The sequence below is a fragment of the Burkholderia sp. MSMB1589WGS genome (assembly GCF_001636105.1).
GTDB lineage: Bacteria > Pseudomonadota > Gammaproteobacteria > Burkholderiales > Burkholderiaceae > Burkholderia > Burkholderia humptydooensis.
This window is the reverse complement of sequence record NZ_LNJT01000001.1, coordinates 24334-46691: the sequence shown is the minus strand read 5'-3', so window position 1 is coordinate 46691 and position 22358 is coordinate 24334. Positions and strand designations below refer to the sequence as shown.

At 70.0% G+C, this 22358-nt stretch carries 19 protein-coding genes; 11 read left to right on the top strand and 8 right to left on the bottom strand.

All coding sequences use genetic code 11. From position 1 onward, the window contains the following. Window positions 1-77 precede the first annotated feature (77 nt). Both WT16_RS00240 and WT16_RS00235 read left to right on the top strand, forming a co-directional pair. Window positions 78-641, top strand: coding sequence for a DUF2975 domain-containing protein (locus tag WT16_RS00240; RefSeq protein WP_059930814.1), 564 nt, complete (start codon window positions 78-80; stop codon window positions 639-641). Between the two features lie 10 nt (window positions 642-651). Continuing rightward, window positions 652-876, top strand: coding sequence for a helix-turn-helix transcriptional regulator (locus WT16_RS00235; protein ID WP_015602279.1), 225 nt, complete (start codon window positions 652-654; stop codon window positions 874-876). 41 nt (window positions 877-917) lie between these two features. On the opposite strand, the gene WT16_RS00230 is transcribed toward WT16_RS00235, so the two are convergent. The 5 genes from WT16_RS00230 to WT16_RS00210 form a co-directional block, all read right to left on the bottom strand. After that, window positions 918-2153, bottom strand: a complete 1236-nt coding sequence (locus WT16_RS00230) for an MFS transporter (protein ID WP_063532477.1) — start codon at window positions 2151-2153, stop codon at window positions 918-920. 75 nt (window positions 2154-2228) lie between these two features. Beyond that, complete coding sequence (locus WT16_RS00225; protein ID WP_063532476.1) at window positions 2229-3257, bottom strand: MerR family transcriptional regulator; 1029 nt, start codon at window positions 3255-3257, stop codon at window positions 2229-2231. A 399-nt stretch (window positions 3258-3656) separates the two neighbouring features. Next, window positions 3657-5321 (bottom strand): efflux transporter outer membrane subunit, encoded by a 1665-nt coding sequence (locus tag WT16_RS00220; RefSeq protein WP_063532475.1) that lies wholly within the window; start codon window positions 5319-5321, stop codon window positions 3657-3659. Window positions 5322-5323: 2 nt separating this feature from the next. Then, on the bottom strand, window positions 5324-8482 hold the full coding sequence (locus WT16_RS00215; RefSeq protein WP_015600338.1) for an efflux RND transporter permease subunit: 3159 nt from the start codon (window positions 8480-8482) through the stop codon (window positions 5324-5326). Next, window positions 8479-9594 (bottom strand): efflux RND transporter periplasmic adaptor subunit, encoded by a 1116-nt coding sequence (locus WT16_RS00210; protein WP_059930802.1) that lies wholly within the window; start codon window positions 9592-9594, stop codon window positions 8479-8481. Before WT16_RS00210 ends, WT16_RS00215 begins: the two co-directional genes overlap by 4 nt. Window positions 9595-9799: 205 nt before the next feature. On the opposite strand from WT16_RS00210, the gene WT16_RS00205 reads away from it, so the two are divergent. After that, on the top strand, window positions 9800-10420 hold the full coding sequence (locus WT16_RS00205) for a TetR/AcrR family transcriptional regulator (protein WP_015600284.1): 621 nt from the start codon (window positions 9800-9802) through the stop codon (window positions 10418-10420). 58 nt (window positions 10421-10478) lie between these two features. Here WT16_RS00205 and WT16_RS00200 read toward each other — a convergent pair whose 3' ends face one another. Both WT16_RS00200 and WT16_RS00195 read right to left on the bottom strand, forming a co-directional pair. After that, window positions 10479-12218, bottom strand: coding sequence for a ClcB-like voltage-gated chloride channel protein (locus WT16_RS00200; RefSeq protein ID WP_059930800.1), 1740 nt, complete (start codon window positions 12216-12218; stop codon window positions 10479-10481). Between the two features lie 109 nt (window positions 12219-12327). Further along, the gene (locus tag WT16_RS00195; RefSeq protein ID WP_059930798.1) at window positions 12328-13401 is read right to left on the bottom strand and encodes a YeiH family protein; all 1074 of its coding nucleotides are present in this window, start codon (window positions 13399-13401) and stop codon (window positions 12328-12330) included. Between the two features lie 109 nt (window positions 13402-13510). On the opposite strand from WT16_RS00195, the gene WT16_RS00190 reads away from it, so the two are divergent. The 8 genes from WT16_RS00190 to WT16_RS00150 all read left to right on the top strand — a co-directional run bounded on the left by WT16_RS00190 (window position 13511) and on the right by WT16_RS00150 (window position 21504). Further along, on the top strand, window positions 13511-14413 hold the full coding sequence (locus tag WT16_RS00190; protein WP_006026900.1) for a LysR family transcriptional regulator: 903 nt from the start codon (window positions 13511-13513) through the stop codon (window positions 14411-14413). Window positions 14414-14613: 200 nt separating this feature from the next. After that, entirely contained in the window at window positions 14614-15378 is a 765-nt protein-coding gene (locus WT16_RS00185; protein WP_063532474.1) for a TIM barrel protein, read from the top strand. 90 nt (window positions 15379-15468) lie between these two features. Continuing rightward, window positions 15469-16458 carry a sugar kinase gene (locus WT16_RS00180; RefSeq protein WP_006026898.1) on the top strand — a complete coding sequence of 330 codons (990 nt, stop codon included), beginning with the start codon at window positions 15469-15471 and terminating at the stop codon, window positions 16456-16458. A gap of 84 nt (window positions 16459-16542) precedes the next feature. Beyond that, window positions 16543-17820 (top strand): MFS transporter, encoded by a 1278-nt coding sequence (locus tag WT16_RS00175; RefSeq protein ID WP_063532473.1) that lies wholly within the window; start codon window positions 16543-16545, stop codon window positions 17818-17820. A gap of 4 nt (window positions 17821-17824) precedes the next feature. After that, the gene (locus tag WT16_RS00170) at window positions 17825-18796 is read left to right on the top strand and encodes a D-glycerate dehydrogenase (RefSeq protein WP_063532472.1); all 972 of its coding nucleotides are present in this window, start codon (window positions 17825-17827) and stop codon (window positions 18794-18796) included. Between the two features lie 441 nt (window positions 18797-19237). Beyond that, entirely contained in the window at window positions 19238-20281 is a 1044-nt protein-coding gene (locus WT16_RS00160) for a LacI family DNA-binding transcriptional regulator (RefSeq protein ID WP_006026895.1), read from the top strand. A gap of 57 nt (window positions 20282-20338) precedes the next feature. Continuing rightward, on the top strand, window positions 20339-21127 hold the full coding sequence (locus tag WT16_RS00155; protein ID WP_063532470.1) for a YhfC family intramembrane metalloprotease: 789 nt from the start codon (window positions 20339-20341) through the stop codon (window positions 21125-21127). A gap of 14 nt (window positions 21128-21141) precedes the next feature. Then, window positions 21142-21504: a DUF3022 domain-containing protein gene (locus WT16_RS00150; RefSeq protein WP_059930841.1), complete on the top strand. Its 363-nt coding sequence runs from the start codon at window positions 21142-21144 to the stop codon at window positions 21502-21504. Between the two features lie 287 nt (window positions 21505-21791). On the opposite strand, the gene WT16_RS00145 is transcribed toward WT16_RS00150, so the two are convergent. Then, complete coding sequence (locus tag WT16_RS00145) at window positions 21792-22226, bottom strand: PGDYG domain-containing protein (protein ID WP_059930839.1); 435 nt, start codon at window positions 22224-22226, stop codon at window positions 21792-21794. Window positions 22227-22358: the final 132 nt, after the last annotated feature.

The following is a 22358-nucleotide window of genomic DNA, read 5'->3' as shown; positions in this document are numbered from 1 at the left end:
TACAATCATTAATGATTGTTTTACGACAAAAACAACGCTAGAATCCGAGCCGTGATCCCCATCGTCGAGGAATTCCCATGCACTCCGATCGTGTCGCCCGTCTCAGCCAGCGGATGGCTGCCGTCACCCTCTGCTTCATCGTCGCGATGATGCTGCTCAACGCCGCGTGCTGGGCGTTTCCGTCGCTGAACGCGGTGAAATCGGGCGCGGGTCTCGAATTCGGCCTGACCGATTCGCTGATCGCGGGCCTGAACGCCGACGTCGCCGCGTTTCCGTGGTGGCAGAAGGCGGGCGGCATCGTGCTGTCGAGCGTGCCGCTCGTCGCGCTCGCGAGCGGCCTGCGTCATCTGCGCGAGCTGTTTCGCACGTATGCGCGCCGCGAATACTTCTCGGCCGAGGCCGCCCGCCATCTCGGCAAGACGGGGCGCGCGGTCGGCGCGTGGGTCGTGCTGAGCGTGCTGTGCGAGCCGCTCCTGAGCGTGTGGGCGACGATGCGCGAGCCCGTCGGGCATCGCGTCGTCACGCTGGGCTTCGGCCTGCCGTACGTCGTCGCGCTGTTCACCGCGGCCTGCATCGCGGTCATCGCGCACATCCTGCAGCACGCGAGCGAGCTCGACGCCGAGCACCGGCAGTTCGTCTGAGGCGCGCGCCATGCCGATCATCGTCAAGCTCGACGTGATGCTCGCGATCCGCAAGGTCCGCTCGAAGGATCTTGCCGCGGCCGTCGGCATCACCGAGCAGAATCTGTCGCTGCTCAAGCAGGGCAAGGTCAAAGGCATCCGTTTCGCGACGCTCGAGGCGATCTGCCGGCATCTCGATTGTCAGCCCGGCGATCTGCTGACATTCGAAGACGAGCCGGGCGCCGATGCGGGGTGACGCGGCACACGGGCAGCCGGCGGGCGGGATCGTCAGCGTCGTCAGCGACTCCGGACTTCGAGCCGGCGCTGCGGCGCGGGCTCGATCCGCGCGCCGGCGACGAACATGAGCAGGCTGAGCAGCGCGACGAAGCCCATGCCGTAGAACATCGCGCCGCCGCCGTAATGCAGCAGCACGAGGCCGCCTAGCCAGGGGCCGAGCAGGTTGCCGACGTTGCTGAGCGAATGCGCGCCGTAGTAGATGCCGCGCATCGGCTCCGGCGTGATGCTGTCGAGGATCGCGTATTCCGACGGAATGAGCAGCACTTCGCCCCATGTGAAGACGACCATCGATGCGACGAGCGCGGTCATGTTCGGCGAATTCGCGAAGCCGGCCGCGCCGGTCGCGAGCAGGATCGCGCCGAGCGTGAGCGACGCGAACGGCCCGCGCCGCTCGCCGATGCGGTTCAGCAGCGGCTGGCTCGCGACGACCGTGACCGCGTTCGTGCTCATCAGCCAGGCGAACATCTCGAGTCCGTCGTCGAACGCGCCGATCAGGTATTGCGAGAACGTGACCGACATTTCGCCGTGCACGGCGATCGCGAGCATGCTACCCGCGGTGAAGAGAACGAGGCGCCGGTCGGCCCCGACGATGCGCAGCTTCACGGCGAGCGGCAGGCCGGACGCCGCTGCTTCGTGCGGCGCACGGCGACGCGCGAGCCGGGCCGTGGCGGCATGGATGGCGATCGAGAACAGCAGGTAGACCGCGCCCGTGACGAGAAACACGGGCGACTTGTCGAGCAGGCCGAGCGACGCGCCGGCGAGCGGCCCGATCGCGAAGCCGACGTTGATCGCCACGTAGCGTCGCGCGAACGCGCGCAGCCGCTGTTCGGGCGGGAGACTGTCGCTGAGGGCCGCCTTCGAGACCGGCTCGTAGAACGCGCTCGCGAGATTGATGAAGAGGTTGACGGCGAAGACCTGCCACGCATTGGCCGCGAAATGAAGCGCGGCGAACGACACGCTTGATGCGAGCAGGCAGCCCGTCAGCACCTTGCGCCGGCCGAGCACGTCGGACAGATGGCCGCCGAAGAAGCCGCCGAGCGTGCCGACGAGCGCGCCCGAGCCGAGCAGCAGGCCGATCGTCGCCGCGTCGAGCCTCATCCGTTCGTGCAGATAGATGGCGAGAAACGGCAGGCTCATCGCGCGGGCCATCACGACGAAGCCGGTGCCGACAATGAGCAGCCAGACGAGGCGCAGTTGTTCGATGCGCCGTTTTGGGAATGCCTGTCGTTCTTGCATTGGTCGTTCTTGCATGATTGTGTGATGGGGCGGCAGGAGCGGGAAGGGAACCGCAAGCCGCATTGTTGCCGCCCGTCAGCGCGCCTGCGCGAGATTGCGCATCGCGTCGCGGATGAAGTCGAGCAGCGTCTCGTCGGCCCATGTGCCCGCCAGCAGCTCGGGGTCGGTCGTCTGCGCCCGGATGAACTTCGCCTGCGTGTCGGGATCGTCGCCCGCGTAGCTGCGGAACAACTCGCGCCAGCGCCGCGCGAGCGCGCGCCCCTCCGGCGAAGCGGGCGACGCGCCCGCATCGATCGCATCGCGCACGTCGGCCATCAGTTGCGGCCACTCCATCGCGTGCTTGCCGTAGTTCGCGCGCATGAAGCGGGCTTCGTCGGGCGACAGGTGGCGCTCGTAGATCCGCATCTTCGTTTCCGCAAACGCGCGCAGCACGTAATCGCGCAGCGCGGGCGAGATGCCGATGTGCGCCTGCATCGACGGCTCGCGCTCGTGCATCAGATTCAGCTTCGCGAGGAAGCGCGGGTCGCCGTTCGTGTCGCGCACGAGCATCGTCATCCAGCGGATCGACAGCGCGCGCACGCGCTCGTCCTCGGGCGCGACGCCCGCGTCCATCAGCGCGCGCACGTCGTCGACGAGAGCCGTCCATTCCGGGGCCGGTGCATGGCCGTTGCGGTACATCGGCAGGCGCGCGAGTTCCTCTTCGGAAAAATAATGGTCGTACACGGTCATTAACTCCAGGGTGTTGAGCCAGTCGGCCAGCTCGGGCTGCGCACCGTCGACGAGATCGCGCCGCAATTGCACGAGGCGCTCGCGCAGCCGCGCCGCCTGCTCGATCTGCCGGTCGAGCATCGCGATCTGCCGCGCGACGATCGACGTGAGCGGCGTGCCGGGCTGGGCCAGGTAGGCGCCGACGTCGGCGAGCGCGAGGCCGAAACGGCGCAGCGCCTGGATCTGGTGGAGCCGGGCGATGTCGCTGCGGTCGTACAGCCGATAGCCGTTGTCGGCGCGCGCCGAAGGTTTGAGCAGGCCGATCGCGTCGTAGTGGTGCAGCGTGCGGACCGTCAGTCCGCTGTGTTTCGCCAGTTCTCCGATCTTGAGCAGCATCCTTGGCCTCCGTTTCATGCGCACCGTGGAGGATGAAACCTTACGCTACGTGAGGGTCAAGCGGAATCGGCGGCCGAGGCGGCCGAGGCCGCGCAACGGACGCAACGGGCGCGGGAGCGGCGCGGAAGTAGCGTGCGGACGGAGGAGGCGGGGCGAATCGTGCGGCCGCCGCGTGCGATGCGCGGCGCGCTTGATCGTTCGATTCGTTCGATTCGTTCGATTCGTTCGACGCGAGCGCCGTGGGCTGCGCCGCGCGCGGCGTTTGCGCGCGCGAATTTCACGAGGGACGGTGCGGCGCAGCGCGAAACATGGCGAAGCGCGCATCCGGGCGCGCTTCGCGCCAGTCCGCGAGTGCATCGAACCTGGCCCGGCCGGCCACGCGGTGCGCGCCCGCCGCGCTTATTGCGCGGCGGCCTGCGTGCGCAACGCGCGTTCGGCGCTCGCCGCCGCGTGCGCGTCGACGGTGGCCGGCGCTGCGCTTGCGGTCTCCGAGGCCTGGATCTTGCCGACCGCGTCGACCTTGCCGGGCGCGCTCGCCCCGCTCGCGCGCGCCGCGTCCTTCGCGTCCTTGCCGCCGTCGGTCGGCGTGCCCATCGCCTGAAAAAGCCGCGCGGTATCGACGAGCCGCGCGCCCGTCGCGCGGATCTCGTCGAGCCGCGCGTTGCGGTACTGCTGTTCGCTCGCGCGCGCGGCCGATGGCGGCAGCGCGCCGAGCCGCACGCGCGCCGCGGTGTCGTCGAACGCGCCGCGCGCGGCGACGGCCGAGCGGTTCGAGGCGTCGAGCGCGCCCGCGTCGTTGTCGAGCGCGGCTAGCCGGTCGGCGATGTCCTGGAACGCGGCGAGCACCGTCTGCCTGTACTGGTCGACGGCCGCGTCGTAGGTCGCGCGCGCCGCGCGGCGCTGCGCGAGCAGCGCGCCGCCGTGGAAGAGCGGCTGCGTGAGCGATGCGCCGACGCTCCAGATCGCGCCCGCGCCCGACAACATCGCGGGCCAGTTGAAGCCCGCGTGCCCCATCGACGCCGACAGCGACAGTTGCGGGAACATCTGCGCGGTCGCGACGCCGACTTCGGCCGCGGCCGCCTGCAATCCGGCTTCGGCCGCGCGGATGTCGGGCCGCGTCTGCAGCAGCGTCGACGGCACGACGACGGGTACGTCCTGCGGCAGCCGCATGTCGGCGAGCGCGAGATCGGCGGGCGCTGCGTCCGGCGTGCGGCCGAGCAGCACGGCGAGCGCGTGGCGCGTCGTCTGCCACTGCTGGCGCAGCGCGGGCAGGCTCGCCTCGAGCGCCGCCGCGCTCTGCTGCGCGTTCAGCATGTCGGTGCGCGACGCCGCGCCGAGCCGATGGCGCGCGGCCGCGTCGTTCGCCTGCTCGCGCGCGAGCGTGACGAGCCGCTCGGTCGTCGCGACCTGCTCGGCGAGCGCGGCCGACGTGACGGCGGCCGTGACGATGTTCGCGGCGAGCGCGCGCCGCGTGGATTCGAGCTGGTACGCGTTCATGTCGACGCGCTTCGCCAGCGCGCGGTTCGCGAAGCGCGCGGCGCCGAACAGGTCGAGCGTGTAGCTCGCCTGCAACTGGCCCGCGAACACGTTGTAGAGCACCGTCTGCGGGCCGAACGTCGGCACGCCGAGCGCGCGCTGGCGCGTCGCCTGGCCGCCCGCGTCGATCGACGGCAGCAGCGAGCCGCCGATCTGCGCGCGCAACTGCTCGCGCGCGGCGCTCAGGCTCTTTTCGGCGGCGGCGAGCGTCGGGCTGTTGCGCAGACCCTCGTCGACGAGTGCGTCGAGCGGGGGCGACCGGTAGCGCTTCCACCAGTCGGGCACCGGCTGCGCGCCGATGTCGAAGCGCTGCGCGACCCCTTGTGCGGCGGCCGTGCGCTCGGGCAGCGGCGTTGCGCCGTAATGCGCGGGCGACGGCATCGCGGGCGGCGCGTCGCTCGGTGCGAACAGCGAGCAGCCGGCCGTCGCGCCCGCCAGCGCGAGCGCGGCGGTCAGGGCGCTCGCGCGCGGCGCGACGCGGGCCGCGATCGGCAGCAGGGACGGCAACGAAGGAATCGAAACGCGCATGGTCAGGCTCCCGAAGGCGTGGCGGGCGGCTCCGGATCGCGCTCGTCCGGCTTCACGCGGAACCACGCGGCATAGAGCGCCGGCAGGAAGAAGAGCGTGAGCACGGTCGCGCTCGTGATGCCGCCCATCAGCGCGGTCGCCATCGGGCCGAAGAAGTTCGAGCGCAACAGCGGGATCAGCGCGAGCACGGCGGCCGCGGCCGTCAGCGTGATCGGCCGGAAGCGCCGCACGGTCGCGCCGACGATCGCGTCGAAGCGGCCGTGCCCGGCGGCGATGTCCTGCTCGATCTGGTCGACGAGAATCACCGAGTTGCGCATGATGATCCCGAACATCGCGATCACGCCGAGCATCGCGACGAAGCCGAACGGCTTGCCGAACAGGAGCAGCGTGCCGACGACGCCGATCATCCCGAGCGGCGCGGTCAACACGACCATCAGCACGCGCGAGAAGCTCTGCAACTGGATCATCAGGAGCGTGAGCACGGCGATCACCATCAGCGGCATCTGCGCGTTGATCGACGTCTGGCCCTTCGCGCTTTCCTCGACGGAGCCGCCGATCTCGATCCGGTAGCCGACGGGCAACTGCGCGCGCAGCGCGTCGAGCTTCGCGTTGATCGCATGCGTGACGTCGATCCCTTGCGCGCCCGCCGTCACGTCGGACTGCACGGTGATCGTCGGCTGGCGGTCGCGCTCCCAGACGACGCCGTACTCGAGCGTGTCGTGGAAGCGCCCGAGCGAGCCGAGCGGCACGGGGCCGCCCGGCGTCGGCATCGCGAGGCTCGCGAGATTCGCCGGGTCGACGCGCTGCGCGCGCGGCGCGCGCAGATCGACGGCGATCAGCTTGTCGCGCTCGCGGTATTGCGTGACCGTCGTGCCGGACAGCGTCATCGCGAGGAAGCTCGCGACGTCCTGCGAGCTCACGTTCAGCTCGCGCGCCTTGTGCTGGTCGAGCTCGAAGCGCACCGAGCGCTCGGCGGGCTCGTCCCAGTCGAACTGGACGTTGGTCGCGCGTGCGTCGGCGCGCATCGTCGCCGCGACCTTCTCCGAGATCGCGCGCACGCTCGCGATGCTGTCGCCGCTCACGCGGAACTGCACCGGATAGCCGACGGGCGGGCCGTTCTCGAGCCGCGAGATCCGCGTGCGCACCGCCGGGAACTGGTCGCGCAGCACGCTCGCGAGCCAGGCCGAGAGCTTCTCGCGTTGCTCGACCGATTTCGCGGTGATCACGAACTGGGCGAAGTTCGGCAATTGCAGTTGCTGATCGAGCGGCAGGTAGAAGCGCGGCGCGCCGGAGCCGACGAAGTTCACCGCGTGATCGATCTCCGGCCGTTTCTCGATCAGCTTCTCGAAGCGCTCGGCCTGCTTGAGCGTCGCGTCGAACGACGCGCCTTCGGGCAGCCGCAGGTCGACGAGCAGCTCGGGGCGGTCCGAGCTCGGGAAGAACTGCTGCGGCACGAGCGAGAAGCCCGCGAGCGCGACGACGAACAGCGCGATCGTGATCGCGAGCACGACGAAGCGCCGCTCGATGCACCACTTGATCCACACGCGCAGCCGCGTGTAGAAGCGCGTGTCGTAGATGTCGTGGCCGTGCTCGTGGCCGTGCGCGGCGTCGGGCGCGTGCGGCGCGCCGCCTGCGGCGTGTTTCGACGGATGCTTGCGCTCGGGCAGCATGTGGTAGCCGAGGAGGGGGATCAGCACGACCGCCGCGAACCACGACGCGATCAGCGCGATCGCCGACACCTCGAAGATCGAGCGCGTGTATTCGCCCGTGCTCGACTTCGCGAGCGCGATCGGCAGAAAGCCGGACACCGTGACGAGCGTGCCCGTGAGCATCGGAAACGCGGTGCTCGTGTACGCGAACGCGGCGGCGCGCGCGCGGCTGAAGCCCTGTTCGAGCTTCACGGCCATCATCTCGACCGCGATGATCGCGTCGTCGACGAGCAGGCCGAGCGCGAGCACGAGCGTGCCGAGCGACACCTTGTGCAGCCCGATGTCGAACAGATACATGAAGAGCGCGGTGACGGCGAGCACGACGGGGATCGAGATCACGACGACCATCCCGGTGCGCAGGCCGAGCGACACGAGGCTCACGATCAGCACGATCGCGACCGCCTCGGCGACCGCCTCGAGGAAGTCGTCGACCGAGCGCGACACCGCGTGCGGCATGCTCGACACTTCGGTGAGCTTGAGGCCCGCCGGCAGTTGCGCCTGCAGCGCCTTCGAGCTCGCGTCGAGCGCCTTGCCGAGCCGGATCACGTCGCCGCCCGGCTGCATCGTGACGCCGATGCCGAGCACCGCGCGGCCGTTCGATCGCATCTGCGTGACGGGCGGGTCGTCGTAGCCGCGCTTGATCGTCGCGAGGTCGCCCAACCGGAACGTGCGGCCGTTCACGCGGATCAGCGTGTCGGCGATCGCGTCGACGCTCTCGTACTGGCCGCTCGGCCGGATGAACACGCGATCGTGCGTGGCCGTGAGCACGCCCGGCGACGACACGTCGTTCTGCGCGTTGATCGCCTGCGCGATCTGCTGCGGCGAGATCCCGAGCCGCGCAAGCCGCGTGTTGTCGATCTCGACGAAGATCCGCTGGTCGGGGTCGCCGAAGTAGTCGACCTTCGCGACGCCCGGCACGCGCAGCAGCACGACGCGCAACTGGTCCGCGTAGTCGTGCAGTTGCGCGGGCGAGAAGCCGTCGCCTTCGAGCGTGTAGATGTTCGTGTAGACGTCGCCGAATTCGTCGTTGAAGAACGGGCCCTGGACGCCGGGCGGCAGCGTCATCGAGATGTCGCCCACCTTCTTGCGCGCCTGGTACCAGGTTTCCGGCACGTCCTTCACGGGCGCCGAATCCTTCATCGCGAAGAAAAGCAGCGATTCGCCGGGCCGCGAGTAGCTGCGCAGATAGTCGATCGCGGGCATTTCCTGCAGCTTGCGGCCGATCCGGTCGGTGACCTGCTCCTGCACCTGGCGCGCGGTCGCGCCGGGCCAGAACGTGCGGATCACCATCACGCGGAACGTGAACGGCGGGTCTTCCGATTGCGCGAGACGCGAGTAGGCGAGGATGCCCGCGATCGTCGCGAGCGCGATCAGGTAGATGACGAGCGCCTGATGACGCAGCGCCCACGCGGACAGGTTGAAGCGTCCGCCTTCTTCTCGGCCCGCCGTCATGACGCGACATCCTCCGGGTGCAGCGGCGGCACCGCGCGCACCTTCTCGCCCGCGCTCACCGTGTGCACGCCTTGCAGCACGACGCGCTCGCCCGGCTGGATTCCGCCCGACACGGTCACCGTGCGCTCGTTGTAGCGGACGATGTCGACGCGGCGCAGCTCGAGCGTGTCGTCCTGCTTGCGCACGACCCACAGCGCGGGCGCGTTGCCCGCGTGGAAGAGCGCCGTCGACGGCAGTGTGAAGCGCGTCTGCGCGCTCGCGTTGTCCGATGCGTCGGACGAGAACGCGACGTTCGCGGTCATCCCGAGCCGCACCGCGGCGTCGGGCTGCGCGAGCGTGAGCTTCACGCGGTACGTGCGGCTTTGCGGATCGGCGGCGGGCGCGATCTCGCGCACGCGCGCGTCGAACGCGCGGCCGGGCAGCGCCGGCAGCGTGACGCGCGCCGCGTGGCCCGGCGTGAGGAGGGGCAGCTCGCTTTCCGGCGCGTCGGTGACGACGTCGACGTCGCCCGACCACGCGAGCTGATAGACCGGCTGGCCGGCGGACACGTTCTGCCCGGTGTCGGCCTGCTCGGCGGTGATGTAGCCTGCGTGATCGGCGACGAGCGTCGCGTACTGCAACTGGTTCTTCGCGAGCGCGAGCTGCTGCGCGGCCTGGTCGCGCTGCGCGCGCGCGGACGCGTAGGCGTTCTCGGTCTGCTCGAGCTGGGCGGGCGCGATCAGGCTCTCGCGCGACTGCGCGCGGTCGCGCTCGAGCTGCTGCTGCGCGAACGTGAGCGCGTGCGTCGCGGCGTCGAGCTGCGCCTGCGCGCTCGCCGCGTTCTTCGCGACGTCGGACGTGTCGAGCAGCGCGACGATCTGGCCTGGCTTCACGGCGTCGCCGAGGCGCACCTTGCGCTCGACGATCTTGCCGGCGATGCGGAACGACAGCGGCGTCGCATAGCGCGGCTGGATCTCGCCGGGCAGCGACACGGCGGCGGCGGCGCCGTCCGCCCGGGCCGGCACCGCGACGACGGGGCGCGGCGCGCTCGGCGCGGCTTCCTTGCGGTGACAGGCGGCAACGATGAGCGCGACGCCGATCAGCAGCGCGGCGCGAGAACCGGAACGATTCACGGTGACCCCTCGAACAGGAGAAAACGGAAAAACCGGCAAGCCGGATGCGCTTGCCCGGCGTCGTGCGCGGCAAAAACAAAACAAGCAAAACAATCGGCGCGCACGTTGCCGACTTGTTGACAAAAACTTGGCTGAATTCTAATACGGGGTTGTATCTGAATGCAAAGATGTTTTGATTCGCGAGAAGATGCTAGACTTCCCGGCCATGAAGCCAATCCGCCTGACTCGAGAACAAAGCAAGGATTTGACGCGCGAGCGTCTGCTGAGCGCTGCGCACGCCACATTCACGAAGAAGGGGTACGTGGCGACGAGCGTCGAGGACATCGCGTCGGCGGCGGGCTACACGCGCGGCGCGTTCTATTCGAACTTTCGCGGCAAGGCCGAGCTGCTGCTCGAGCTGCTCAGGCGCGATCACGAAGAGGCGGAAGCGGATCTGCAAAAGATCTTCGAGAGCGGCGGCACGCGCGAGCAGATGGAGGCGCACGCGCTCGAGTATTACAGCCAGTTCTTCCGCAACAGCCCGGCGTTCCTGCTGTGGGGCGAAGCGAAGCTGCAGGCGACGCGCGACGCGAAGTTCCGCGCGCGCTTCAACGAGTTCGTGAAGGAAAAGCGCGACCGCTTCACGCACTACATCCTGACGTTCGCCGACCGCGTGGGCACGCCGCTCCTGCTGCCCGCCGACGTTCTCGCGCTCGGGCTGATGAGCCTGTGCGACGGCGTGCAGTCGTACCACGCGGCCGATCCGAGACACGTGACGGGCGATACCACGCAGCAGGTGCTCGCCGGCTTCTTCGCGCGCGTCGTGCTCGGGCGCGCGCCGGACTGACGGCGGCCGCGCCGCGTTCGGCTTGCTTTTCCGGCGCGCCTGTCGCGGGCGAGATCGATCAGCGTTCGAGATCCATGTTCATCCGGCGATACGCATCGAGGAGCGACGTCTTGTAGACGACGCCCGCGAGCGTCGGATCGTCCGCGCGCTCGACAACGGGCAGCCGCTCGCCCTGGAACTGCATGAAGTGCTCGAGCGCGGTGCCGATCGGCATGTCGGGGGTGAGGAGCGGAAACGGCGTATGCAGGTAGTTCGCCGCGCGCTTGTGCGTGGTGTCGCGCTTCTCGAGCAGATCGGACGTGATGTCCTTCAGCGCGACCGCGCCGCGAAACCGCCCGGCGTCATCCGTCACGTACAGGTACTTGACCGGATATTCGAGAAACACGCGCGTCATGTCGGCCACGCTCGCCGTGAGCGGCACGACGGTCGCGGCAGGCTGGATCAGGTCGCGCATCTGCGCGGCGCGCAGGCGCGTGCGCGCCTCGTCGTCGCGGTGGCGGCGCAGCGTGATCTCGTACATCGAGGTCTTGCCGAGCGCGCGCGCCGCGAAGTACGCGACGACGCACGACATCATCAGCGGCAGCACGACCTGGTAGCTCAGCGTCATCTCGAAGATCATCAGGATCGCCATCAGCGGCGCCTGCGTCGCGCCCGCGAGGAACGCGCCCATGCCGACCATCGCATACGCGTACCACGCGGACACGTGCCCGGGCATGAGCGCGTGCAGCGCGATGCCGAACAGCGAGCCGACTACCGCGCCGACGAAGAGCGTCGGCGTGAAGATCCCGCCGACCGCGCCGGAGCCCGCCGTCGCGGCGGTCGCGATCAGCTTGAAGACGAGCACCGCGACGAGCGCCTGCCAGGTCCAGGGCGCATGCAGGATCGCGTTGACGACGCTGTAGCCGTTGCCCCAGACGTCGGGCACCCACACCGAGATCACGCCGACGACGAGGCCGCCCGCCGCGAGCCGCACGGGCAGCGGCGCGGGCAGGCGCTTGAACTGCGTCTTCGACAGGTCGAGCAGGCGCAGGAACTGCGGCGCGGCCGCGCCGCACAAGAGGCCCAGCGCGACGAAGAGCAGCACTTCCCAGCCGGCGACGGCCGGAAACACCGGCATTTGATAAGGCGGCTTGTAGCCGGCGAACTCGCGCATCACGATGTTCGCGACCACCGATGCGACGACGACGGGCCCGAAGCTCTCCATCGCGATCGAGCCGAGCACGATCTCGCAGACGAAGAACGCGCCCGCGATCGGCGCGTTGTACGCGGACGTGATCCCGGCCGCCGCGCCGCACGCGACGAGCAGGCGCAGCCGCGGCGGATCGAAGTGCGCGAAGCGTCCGACGAGCGACGCGGCGAGCGCCGCGAGCTGCACCATCGGGCCTTCGCGGCCGATCGAGCCGCCGCTGCCGATTGTGAGCAGCGACGACGCGCTGCGCCAGAGGCTCTGCCGCACCGGCACGATGCCGTCGCCGAGCGCGACGGCTTCCATGTAGTCGGTCTTGCTTTCCTTGCGCGCGCCGCGCTGCGCGACGAGCAGCACGCAGCCCGCGAGAAAGCCGCCCGCGGCGGGCAGCCAGAACCGCACCTGCCACGGCAGGCGCTTCGCCATTTCGGTGAAGCTGCCGCTCGTGCCGGAGATCGCGTGCTGGATCAGCTCGATGCCTTCGCGGAACGCGACCGTCGCGAGCGCGCCGCCGATGCCGACGATCACCGACCACACGAGCATCGTATGCGCGTCGGACAGCCGGAACAGGGTTTGCGCGCGGGTGCGCAGCTTGAGCAGGAACGAGAGCACGACGGACGAGGCTCGGCGGATGAAATCGAGCGGAAGAATAGCATCGCGCCGCGTGCGCGGGGCAGACCCGGCGCACGCGGCGCGGCGGCGCGAGGAGGCGCGCGGCGGCTCAGCCAAGCCAGCGCTCCGTCGCGACGACGATCGCATAGCCGCCGAAGATCAGCCACGCGTACAGGATGAAGCCCGTCATCAGCGCGCGGGGCCCGGCCGCGCGGATCTGCGACATCCGCGTCTCGATGCCGAGCGCCGTCATCGCCATCGTCAGCGCGAACGTGTCGAGCGCGTTGAGCGTGCCGATCGCGGCGGCGGGCAGCATCTGCAGCGAATTCACGACGACGAAGCCGAGGAAGCCGAGCGCGAACCACGGCACCGCGAGCTTGCGGGGCGCGCCGTGGCCCGTTGCCGCCGATTGGCGGCGCGCCGAGCGGGCGAGCCACGCGCCGAGCACGAGCAGCACCGGCACGAGCAGCATCACGCGGGTCATCTTGACGATCGTCGCGACGCGCGCGACTTCCGGGCCGACGTCGCTCGCCGCGCCCACCACCTGCGCGACCTCGTGGATCGTGCCGCCGAAGAAGAGGCCCAGGCCCGTGGCGTCGAGGTGCAGCCAGCCGGCGCGGTACGCGAGCGGGTACGCGAACATCGACAGCGTGCCGAACAGCACGACGCTGCCGACCGCCATCGCGCTCTGATGCGGCTTCGAGCGCAGCGTCGATTCGAACGCGAGCACCGCGGCCGCGCCGCAGATCGCGCTGCCGGCGGCGGTCAGCAGCGCGGTGTCGCGGTCGAGCTTCATCAGCTTGATGCCGGCCCAGGTGCCGACGGCGAGCGTGCTCGCGACGACGAGCGCCGACACCGCGAGCCCCGGCATGCCGACCTGCGCGATTTCCTGCAGGCTCACGCGCAGCCCGAAGAACGCGACGGCGATCCGCAGCAGCTTGCGCGCGGAGAAATCGACGCCGGCCGCCCAGCTCGCGGGCATGCCGTCGCGCAGCAGGTTGCCGTAGAGCGCGCCAGCGACGATCCCGACGATGAGCGGGCTCAGGCCGAAATGCGCGACGGCGGGCAGTTGCGCGACGCTCGTGACGGCGAGCGCGAACAGGCCGACGAACAGGATGCCGTTGAGCCGACCGCGCATCGACGGCGCGGCGGCGCTGAGCTGGGGTGAGGTAAGCGTGGACATGGCTTCGTTCGTTTTTTGTGGTGACAGGCCTAATCCTAAATTGGTTATATCGATATGAAAAATCGTCATTTATCGTGTAAAGTATCCGGAAATCCGATATTTCAGGCCGATGACCCCAGATCAACTGATAACGTTCGCCGCAGTCGCCGAGCACCGGAACATCAGCCGCGCGGCGCTCGCACTGCATCTGTCGCAGCCCGCGGTGTCCGGCCAACTGCGCCAGTTGCAGGACGAATTCGGCGAGCCGCTGTACCAGCGCGACGGGCGCGGCGTGCGCCTCACGCCGGTCGGCGAGGCGCTCGCGCGCCATGCGACGCAACTGCGCGACACGTTCGCGCAGGCGCGCGCGTACCGCGACGCGGTGCGCGGGCTCGAGCGCGGCACGCTGCGGATCGGCGCGAGCACGACGCCCGCGAGCTATCTGCTGCCGTATCTGCTCGCCGCGTTCCAGCCGCTTGCGCCGGACGTCGCGATCCAGACGATGAGCGGCAACACGTCGGACGTCGTTGCGTCACTCGCGTCGCTCGACATCGCGCTGATCGAAGGGCCGCCCGGCGACGCGCTGCCGGCCGGCACGACGGTGCACGCATGGCGCGAGGACGAGATCGTCGCGATCGTGCCGGCCTCGCATCCGCTCGCCGCGCGCGGCGAGCCGGGCCGCGCGCGCGCGACGCTTGCCGCGCTCGCCGCGTATCCGCTCGTGCTGCGCGAGGCGGGCTCGGGCGTGCGCCAGCTCGTCGAGCGCGCGTTCGCGCGCGCGGCGACGCCGCTGACGGTCGCGTTCGAGATCGCGGGCGTCGAGGCGGTGAAGGAGGCGGTGCGCGCGGGGATGGGCGTCGGCTTCGTGTCCGCGATGTCGCTGCGGCACGACGACGCGGCGCTCGCGATGGTGTCGATCGCGCCCGAGCCGCTCACGCGCCATTTCTCGATTCTCGTTGCGCACGGCGCGGCGCCGTCGCGCGTCGCGACGCGCTTTCTCGAGCTGTGCGTCGCGCAGGCCGAGCCGGCCTGACGGACGGCGCGGAGTGCGGCGAGAGCGCAGGCGGCACGCCGTTTGCCCACGGTCGATGCCGAAGGTTCACTGGCTCGTGCCTAGGGATTTCCTCTATGGTTCGCTTCAGGTGCTCGGCGCACCATTCGTCCATTAACGAATGGAACCGGTTCCATTGCCGTGTTCCGACGAAACCCCGGCCGAGGAGGAGGCAAACCAGCATGGTCGACATCGTGATCGTCGCGAGCGCGTTCGGCGCGGATGCGGTGCGCCGCGCGGGCCATCGCGCATTCGTCGCCGCGGCGGCCGACGCGGGCGCCGCCGGCTTCGAGGTGCGCGGCGAGCTGTTCGCGTCGAGCGGCGACGCGTCCGCGCCCGCGCTGGCGGAACTCGGCCGCGCGATCGTCGCGGCCGGGCTGTGGCCGGTGTACTCGACGCCCGCGACGCTCTATGCGGACGACGGCGGCCTGAACCGCGACGCGCTCGCCGCAGCGCTCGCGCAAGCCGACACGCTCGGCGCGCGCTTCGTCAAGTTCCAGTTGGGCGGCTTCGCCGCCGATCCGCACGCGGCCGAGCTCGCCGACGCGACGCGCGGCGCGCGCGCCCGCGTGCTGGTCGAGAACGGCCAACTGCGGCGGGGCGGCGCGCTCGCGCAATTCACGGCGCTGTTCGCCGCGCTGCGCGACGCGCGACGCCCGGCGCTCGTCGGCATGACGTTCGACATCGGCAACTGGCTATGGGCGGGCGAGGCGCCGCTTGCGGCCGCGCGCGCGCTCGCCGCGCACGTCGAATACATCCATTGCAAGGCGGTCGACGGCGAGGGCGCGCGCCGCTTCGCGATCGCGCCTCCGCCCGGCGACCGCTTCTGCGACGACGCGCTCGCGCTGCTGCCGCGCGCCGCGCCGCGCGGGATCGAATTTCCGCTCGACGCGGCGCGCGTGGCCGACGACGCGTCGGCGCGCGTCGCGTGGCTCGCGGCCGCATGAAACCCACCCACCGGCGCCCGGCTCGGCTAAGCTCGACGCTTACGCCGACGCCAGGCCGTTGATCGTTGATCGAAGGAGTCAGCCCACACCATGCAAGCCCCGCTCGACGTCGTCACCTATGGCGAAGCGATGGCGATGTTCGTCGCCGCCGAACCCGGCCCGCTCGACAGCGCGACGCAATTCACGAAGCGCATCGCGGGCGCCGATCTGAACGTCGCGATCGGCCTGGCGCGCCTCGGTTTCCGGGTCGGCTGGGTGAGCCGCGTCGGCGCCGATTCGTTTGGCCGCTATGTGCTCGACACGCTCGCGCGCGAGCACGTCGACGCGTCGTGCGTGACGGTCGACGCGCGCTATCCGACGGGCTTCCAGTTGAAGTCGCGCGCGACCGACGGCGCGGACCCGACCGTCGAGTATTTCCGCAAGGGCTCGGCCGCGAGCCGCCTGTCGCTCGACGACTACGCGCCCGGCTACGTGCTCGGCGCGCGCCACCTGCATCTGACGGGCGTCGCGCCCGCGCTGTCCGATTCGTCGCGCGAGCTCGCGTTCCATCTCGCGCGCACGATGCGCGCGGCTGGCAGGACGGTGTCGTTCGATCCGAACCTGCGGCCGACACTGTGGCCGTCGCCGGAAGCAATGGCGAGCACGCTGAACGCGCTCGCCGCGCACGCGGACTGGGTGCTGCCCGGGCTCGCCGAAGGGCGCCAGTTGACGGGCCTCGGCACGCCCGCCGACATCGCGCGCTTCTACCTCGCGCAGGGCGCGCGCGGCGTGATCGTCAAGCTCGGCGCGCAGGGCGCGTACTTCCGCACGGCCGACGGCTGCGAGGGCACGGTTGCGGCCGAGCGTGTCGAGCACGTCGTCGACACGGTCGGCGCGGGCGACGGCTTCGCGGTCGGCGTCGTGAGCGCGCTGCTCGAGGGCCGCGCGATTGGCGACGCGGTGGCGCGGGGCAACCGGATCGGCGCGCTCGCGATCCAGGTGATCGGCGATTCGGAAGGACTGCCGACGCGCGCGGCGCTCGATCGAATCGAAAATCTGAGCAATGCGCGGGATCGCCTAGAGGCGCCGCTCGCGCGATAAACCGCCTGTCCCGTCGCAGGACGGGCACAATCGCGGCGAATCCCGCGTTTCATACGGCGCCGCTCGACACAGGAGACACACACCATGCCTGCAACGCTCGCGATTCGCCGCTGGTGGACGATCATGCCGATCGTCTTCATCACGTACAGCCTCGCGTATCTCGACCGCGCGAACTACGGCTTCGCCGCGGCGGCCGGGATCAATCAGGATCTCGGCATCGGCAAGGGGCTGTCGTCGCTGATCGGCGCGCTGTTCTTCCTCGGCTACTTCTTCTTTCAGATTCCGGGCGCGATCTATGCGGAGCGGCGCAGCGTGAAGACGCTCGTGTTCTGGAGCCTCGTGCTGTGGGGCGCGTGCGCGTCGCTCACGGGCGTCGTCAGCAACATCCCGTCGCTGATGGCGATCCGCTTCCTGCTCGGCGTCGTCGAGGCGGCCGTGATGCCCGCGATGCTGATCTTCATCAGCAACTGGTTCACGAAGCGCGAGCGCTCGCGCGCGAACACGTTCCTCATTCTCGGCAATCCGGTCACGGTGCTGTGGATGTCGGTCGTGTCCGGCTATCTCGTCCACGCGTTCGGCTGGCGCCACATGTTCGTCGCCGAAGGGCTGCCCGCCGTCGCGTGGGCGGTCTGCTGGTGGTTCCTCGTGCAGGACCGGCCCGCGCAGGCGAAGTGGCTCACCGACGAGGAAAAGCGCGCTCTCGACGCCGCGCTCGCGGCCGAGCAGGCGGCGCTCAAGCCGGTGCGCAACTATCGCGACGCGTTCCGCTCGCCCGCCGTCGTCAAGCTCTGCGCGCAATACTTTTGCTGGAGCATCGGCGTGTACGGCTTCGTGCTGTGGCTGCCGTCGATCGTGAAGAGCGGCTCGGCGCTCGGCATGGTCGAAACGGGGTGGCTGTCCGCGCTGCCGTATCTCGCCGCGACGATCGCGATGCTCGCCGCGTCCTGGGCGTCCGACCGGCTCGGCTCGCGCAAGGGCTTCGTGTGGCCGTTCCTGCTGATCGGCGCGGCCGCGTTCGCCGCGTCGTACGCGCTCGGCTCGACGCATTTCTGGCTGTCGTACGCGCTGCTCGTCGTCGCGGGCGCGGCGATGTACGCGCCGTACGGGCCGTTCTTCGCGATCGTGCCGGAATTGCTGCCGAAGAACGTCGCGGGCGGCGCGATGGCGCTCATCAACAGCATGGGCGCGCTCGGCTCGTTCGTCGGCTCGTACGCGGTCGGCTATCTGAACGGTGCGACGGGCTCGCCCGCCGCGTCCTACGCATTCATGAGCGCCGCGCTCGTCGCGGCCGTCGTGCTCACGCTGTCGGTGAAGCCGGCGGGCGCGACGCCGCCGCTCGTCCATCCGTCGCAAGGAAAGTGAACACATGAAGCATCGCATCGTCGTCTACAAGCCGCTTCCTGACGACGTGCTCGCAACCCTGCGCGAGCATGCGGACGTCGTGCTCGCCGAGGGCGCCGACGCGCTCGCGCGCGCGCTGCCCGACGCCGACGGCGCGCTCGGCGCGAGCCTGAGGATCACGCCCGGGCTGCTCGATCGCGCGCCGCGGCTGCGCGCGTGGTCGACGATCTCGGTCGGCTTCGACAACTTCGACGTCGCCGATCTGACGCGCCGCGGGATCGTGCTCGCGCACACGCCGGACGTGCTGACCGAGGCGACCGCCGACACCGTGTTCGCGCTGATCCTCGCGAGCGCGCGGCGCGTCGTCGAGCTCGCCGAATTCGTGAAGGCGGGACAGTGGCGGCAGAGCATCGGCGAGTCGCTCTACGGCACCGACGTGAACGGCAAGACGCTCGGCATCGTCGGGCTCGGGCGCATCGGCGCGGCGGTCGCGCGCCGCGCGGCGCTCGGTTTCCGGATGCCGGTGCTCTACACGAACCGCAGCGCGAACCCGCAGGCGCAGTTCGGCGCGCGCCGCGTCGAGCTCGACGAACTGCTCGCCGAGGCCGATTTCGTGTGCCTGCAAGTGCCGCTTTCGCCGCAGACGCGGCATCTGATCGGCGCGCGCGAGCTCGCGAAGATGAAGCGCAGCGCGATCCTCGTGAACGCGTCGCGCGGGCCCGTCGTCGACGAGGCGGCGCTCATCGACGCGCTGCGCGCGGGAACGATTCGGGCGGCGGGGCTCGACGTGTTCGAGCGCGAGCCGCTCGCCGCGGATTCGCCGTTGCTGTCGATGCGCAACGTCGTCGCGCTGCCGCACATCGGCTCGGCGACGCGCGAGACGCGCCACGCGATGGCGCGCTGCGCGGCCGAGAACGTGATCGCGGCGCTCGACGGCACGCTCACGCGCAATATCGTCAATCGCGACGCGCTGCGGCGCGCGACATCGACGCCGTGAACGCCGAGCCGAACGCATGCGGCATGCCGCATCGCGCGGCACGTGGCGAACGCAGGCGCCGGATAAGGCTCATCGCTTCGCGCCGTGATTCGGCGGCCGAATCGTCAGCAGTCCGACAGCTTGCGGCCTGGTGCATGAGTGCGGGATTCGACGCGGAGAAAACGCGATGACAATGGGCGACGCAGCGGGCCGCGACTCGACTGACGCCGCGCGTCCCTCCACGCTAGAGGAGGCCATCTTGGTACGGCCCGATTGCCTGCGTTATGATCGCCCGCTGATCGCCGCGCAGCCGCTGCGGCAAGATAGGCGCTCGTGCGCCGTCCTAGGCTTTGCCGGGCCGGAATCGGCCGACAGGAGACATCGTCAGTTGGCCTTTCCATCCAACAACAATGACCCGCCCGCTCGCGAGGCGGAGCGGGCCGCTCGTCACGAGGCGCCACTGTGAGCGATCCACGAACTCAGCCGTCGCGTCCCGCGACGATCAGCGACGTCGCCCGCGAAGCGGGCACCGGCAAGACCAGCGTCTCGCGTTACCTGAACGGCGAAACGAACGTGCTGTCCGCCGATCTGCGCCAGCGCATCGAGGACGCGATCGCGCGCCTGAACTACCGTCCGAACCAGATGGCGCGTGGCCTGAAGCGCGGCCGCAACCGCCTCCTCGGCCTGCTCGCCGCGGACCTGACGAATCCCTACACGGTCGAAGTGCTGCGCGGCGTCGAGGCCGCGTGCCACGCGCTCGGCTACATGCCGCTCATCTGCCACGCGGCGAACGAACTCGAGATGGAGCGCCGCTATCTGCAGTTGCTCACCACTTACCGCGTCGAAGGCATGATCGTCAACGCGCTCGGCGCCGATGAGAATGCGCTGAAATCGCTGCGCGGCGGCGGTATTCCGACCGTGCTCGTCGATCGCAGCGTCGCAGGCTTCGAAACCGACATGATCGGCCTCGACAACGCGGCCGCGATCGAGACGGGCTTGCAGCACCTGTTCGCGCAGGGCTTCCAGTCGATTCATTTCGTCGTGCAGCCGTTCGAGCACGTGAGCTCGCGGCGGCTGCGCGAGGCCGCGTTTCGCGCGCAGGTCGCGGCATCCGGGCGCACCGTGCATCCGACGATCGTGCTCGAGCCGAACGAGCCGGAATCCACGCGGCGCGCGCTCGCCGAGCTCGATGCGCGCATCGACGCGGCCGCGGGCGAGCCCGTGCGGCCCGCGATCTTCGCGGCGAACGCGCCCGTTGCGCTCGTGATCGCGCGGCATCTGCACGCGCGGCTCGGCGACGCGTGGCAAAAGCGCGTCGCGCTGATCGCGATCGACGATCCCGACTGGGCGGAGCTGATCGGCGTGACGACGATCCGTCAGCCGACTTACGACATCGGCTATCGCGCGGTCGAATTCGTTCACGAGCGGATCGACGGCGGCACGGGCGCCTTCCACGAGGCGCTGCTGGCGGGCGAGCTCTGCGTGCGCGCGTCGACGGCGACCTGAGTTGAGTATCATTCGGGGCACGCACCGCACCGGTGCGCGTTTCGAACAAGGATTGTCATGACCGTTGCCCCCGTCACGCTGGCGGCGCTCGTCATCGCCACGCTCATCGTGGCGTTGCTGCCGATCGGCCTCTATCGATTCCTGCGCCGGCCGATGGCGCTCGACCGGCGCGACGCGATCGTCGGCGTCGCCGTCTACACGCTGTTCGCGACGCTGCTCGAACGCGGCGTCTACGCGTTGCTGCTGAGCCAGCCGTCGGCCATCATGTGGCTGTCGAAGCCCGTCACGTTCGCGGTGTTCGGCACCGCCGTCGCCGCGCTGTTCGAGGAGGTCGGCCGCTATCTCGGGCTGCGCTTTCTCGCGAAGCGCTACGGCCCGTCGAGCGGCGACGCGCGCGGCCTCGCGAACGGCATCGGCCATGGCGGCGCGCAGGCGTGGTTCGTCGGCGTCGTCGTGCTCGCGCAATGGGTCTATCTCGCGTGGCTCGCGAATCGCGGCGAGCTGAACGCGCAACTGTCGACGATGCCCGCCGATCTCGCGCTGCGCATCCAGGTGATGCTCGCGACGATGTCGCCCGTATCGGTCGCGGTGTCGGCGCTCGAGCGCGTCGCGGCGTTCGTCGTGCAGGTCGCGCTGTCCGTGCTGATGTGGCGCGGCATTCGCGCGAACCGGCGCTGGATCCTGCCCGCGATGATCGTGCTGCATCCCGTCATCGATCTGCCGTCGATCGTCTACAACGGCGGCGGCGTGCCGTTCGAATGGATGGTCGCGCTGTATCTGCTCCTCGCGGCGGGCTTCGCCGGCGCGCTGATGAAACTGTGCCGGCCCGCGCGCGCCGCACGCTGAACCGAAACCCGACGATGGACGATTATCAATACGATTGCGCGAGCGCCGAATTCGGCGAGCTCGCGCGCGTGATCTGCGATCTCTTTCCCGAGCAGACGCACTTCGCCGAGCGCGCCGACGAAGCGGGGCGCTTTCTCGCCGTGCACTGGCTCGCGATGCGCTTCGGCGCGACGCCGCGCAAGACGACGCTCGACGTGCGCTTCGCGGGCGCCGCGCTGCAGCGCTATCTCGCGCTCAAGCCGATGCAGCGCGCGCGCAGCCATGCGGTGCTGCGCGCGTACGTCGAGGCGACGCTCGGCTCGCTCGAGGAGCGGCATGCGGCGGGCGAGGCGGTGCCGCGCGAGACGACGCTCGAGCTCGGCGACGAGTTCGCGTGACAAGCGCGCGGCGCGTGCCGGCATGCGCCGCGCCGCCTGTCCGATGCCCCAATGCTTCCAATTCCGATCGCGATAAAAAGCCCGCCGTTCGGTAGACGGCGGGCTTTGTATTTGTCGTGGCGCGCTGTTTTTTTCGCAGGCGGCGCTTGAACGCGTTCCTGCGCTTGGGCGCCGCGGCGTACGGCGGATTCGTCGGGGATGCGTCGCGGCTCCGGAGAGCCGGCCGGCTCACGCGGCCGCCGCGCCGGCGAGCGCAACGGGCGAATACGACGCGAATGCGCCGCGCGTCAATCCGCTTTGCGGTACACCTGCGCGAAGCGCTTCGCCTGCACGACGCCGTAATCGCCGGGCGCGTACTGCATCACCCAGTCGCCCGCGTCGCCGCGCAGCGTGTCGCCACCCGCCGAGCGCGCGATCGAGAACGCCGCGTCCATCCGCTTCGCGAGCACGACGGCCGGGCGGTTGCGGTACGCGCCCGGCGCGCCGTGCGCGGCGCCCGCCGTCGCGGGCGCATACTTCGCGTCGAAGCGCTCGCGCGACACCACCCAGCGGTCGCCCGTCGAACCGGTGACGAGCGCGTCGCCCGCCGCATAGCGGTTCAGGCCTTCGAGGCTCATCAGCTCGCCCGGCTGCGCGGCGAACTCGACCTGAACCGTCTCGTCCTTGACGACGCGCAGCGCGTCCGGATCGTTGCTGAGGTCGACGTTTTTTAGTTCGATCATGTCGATTTTCGTCAATAAAGGCGCATCACTTTAGCGCGAATCCGGGCGCGCGTGAACGCCGACCTTGCGGGCGACGAGCGTTGAGACAAAGATGAAGTGATCGCGTCTCGATTTGCCGTCCGACTGTGTCGA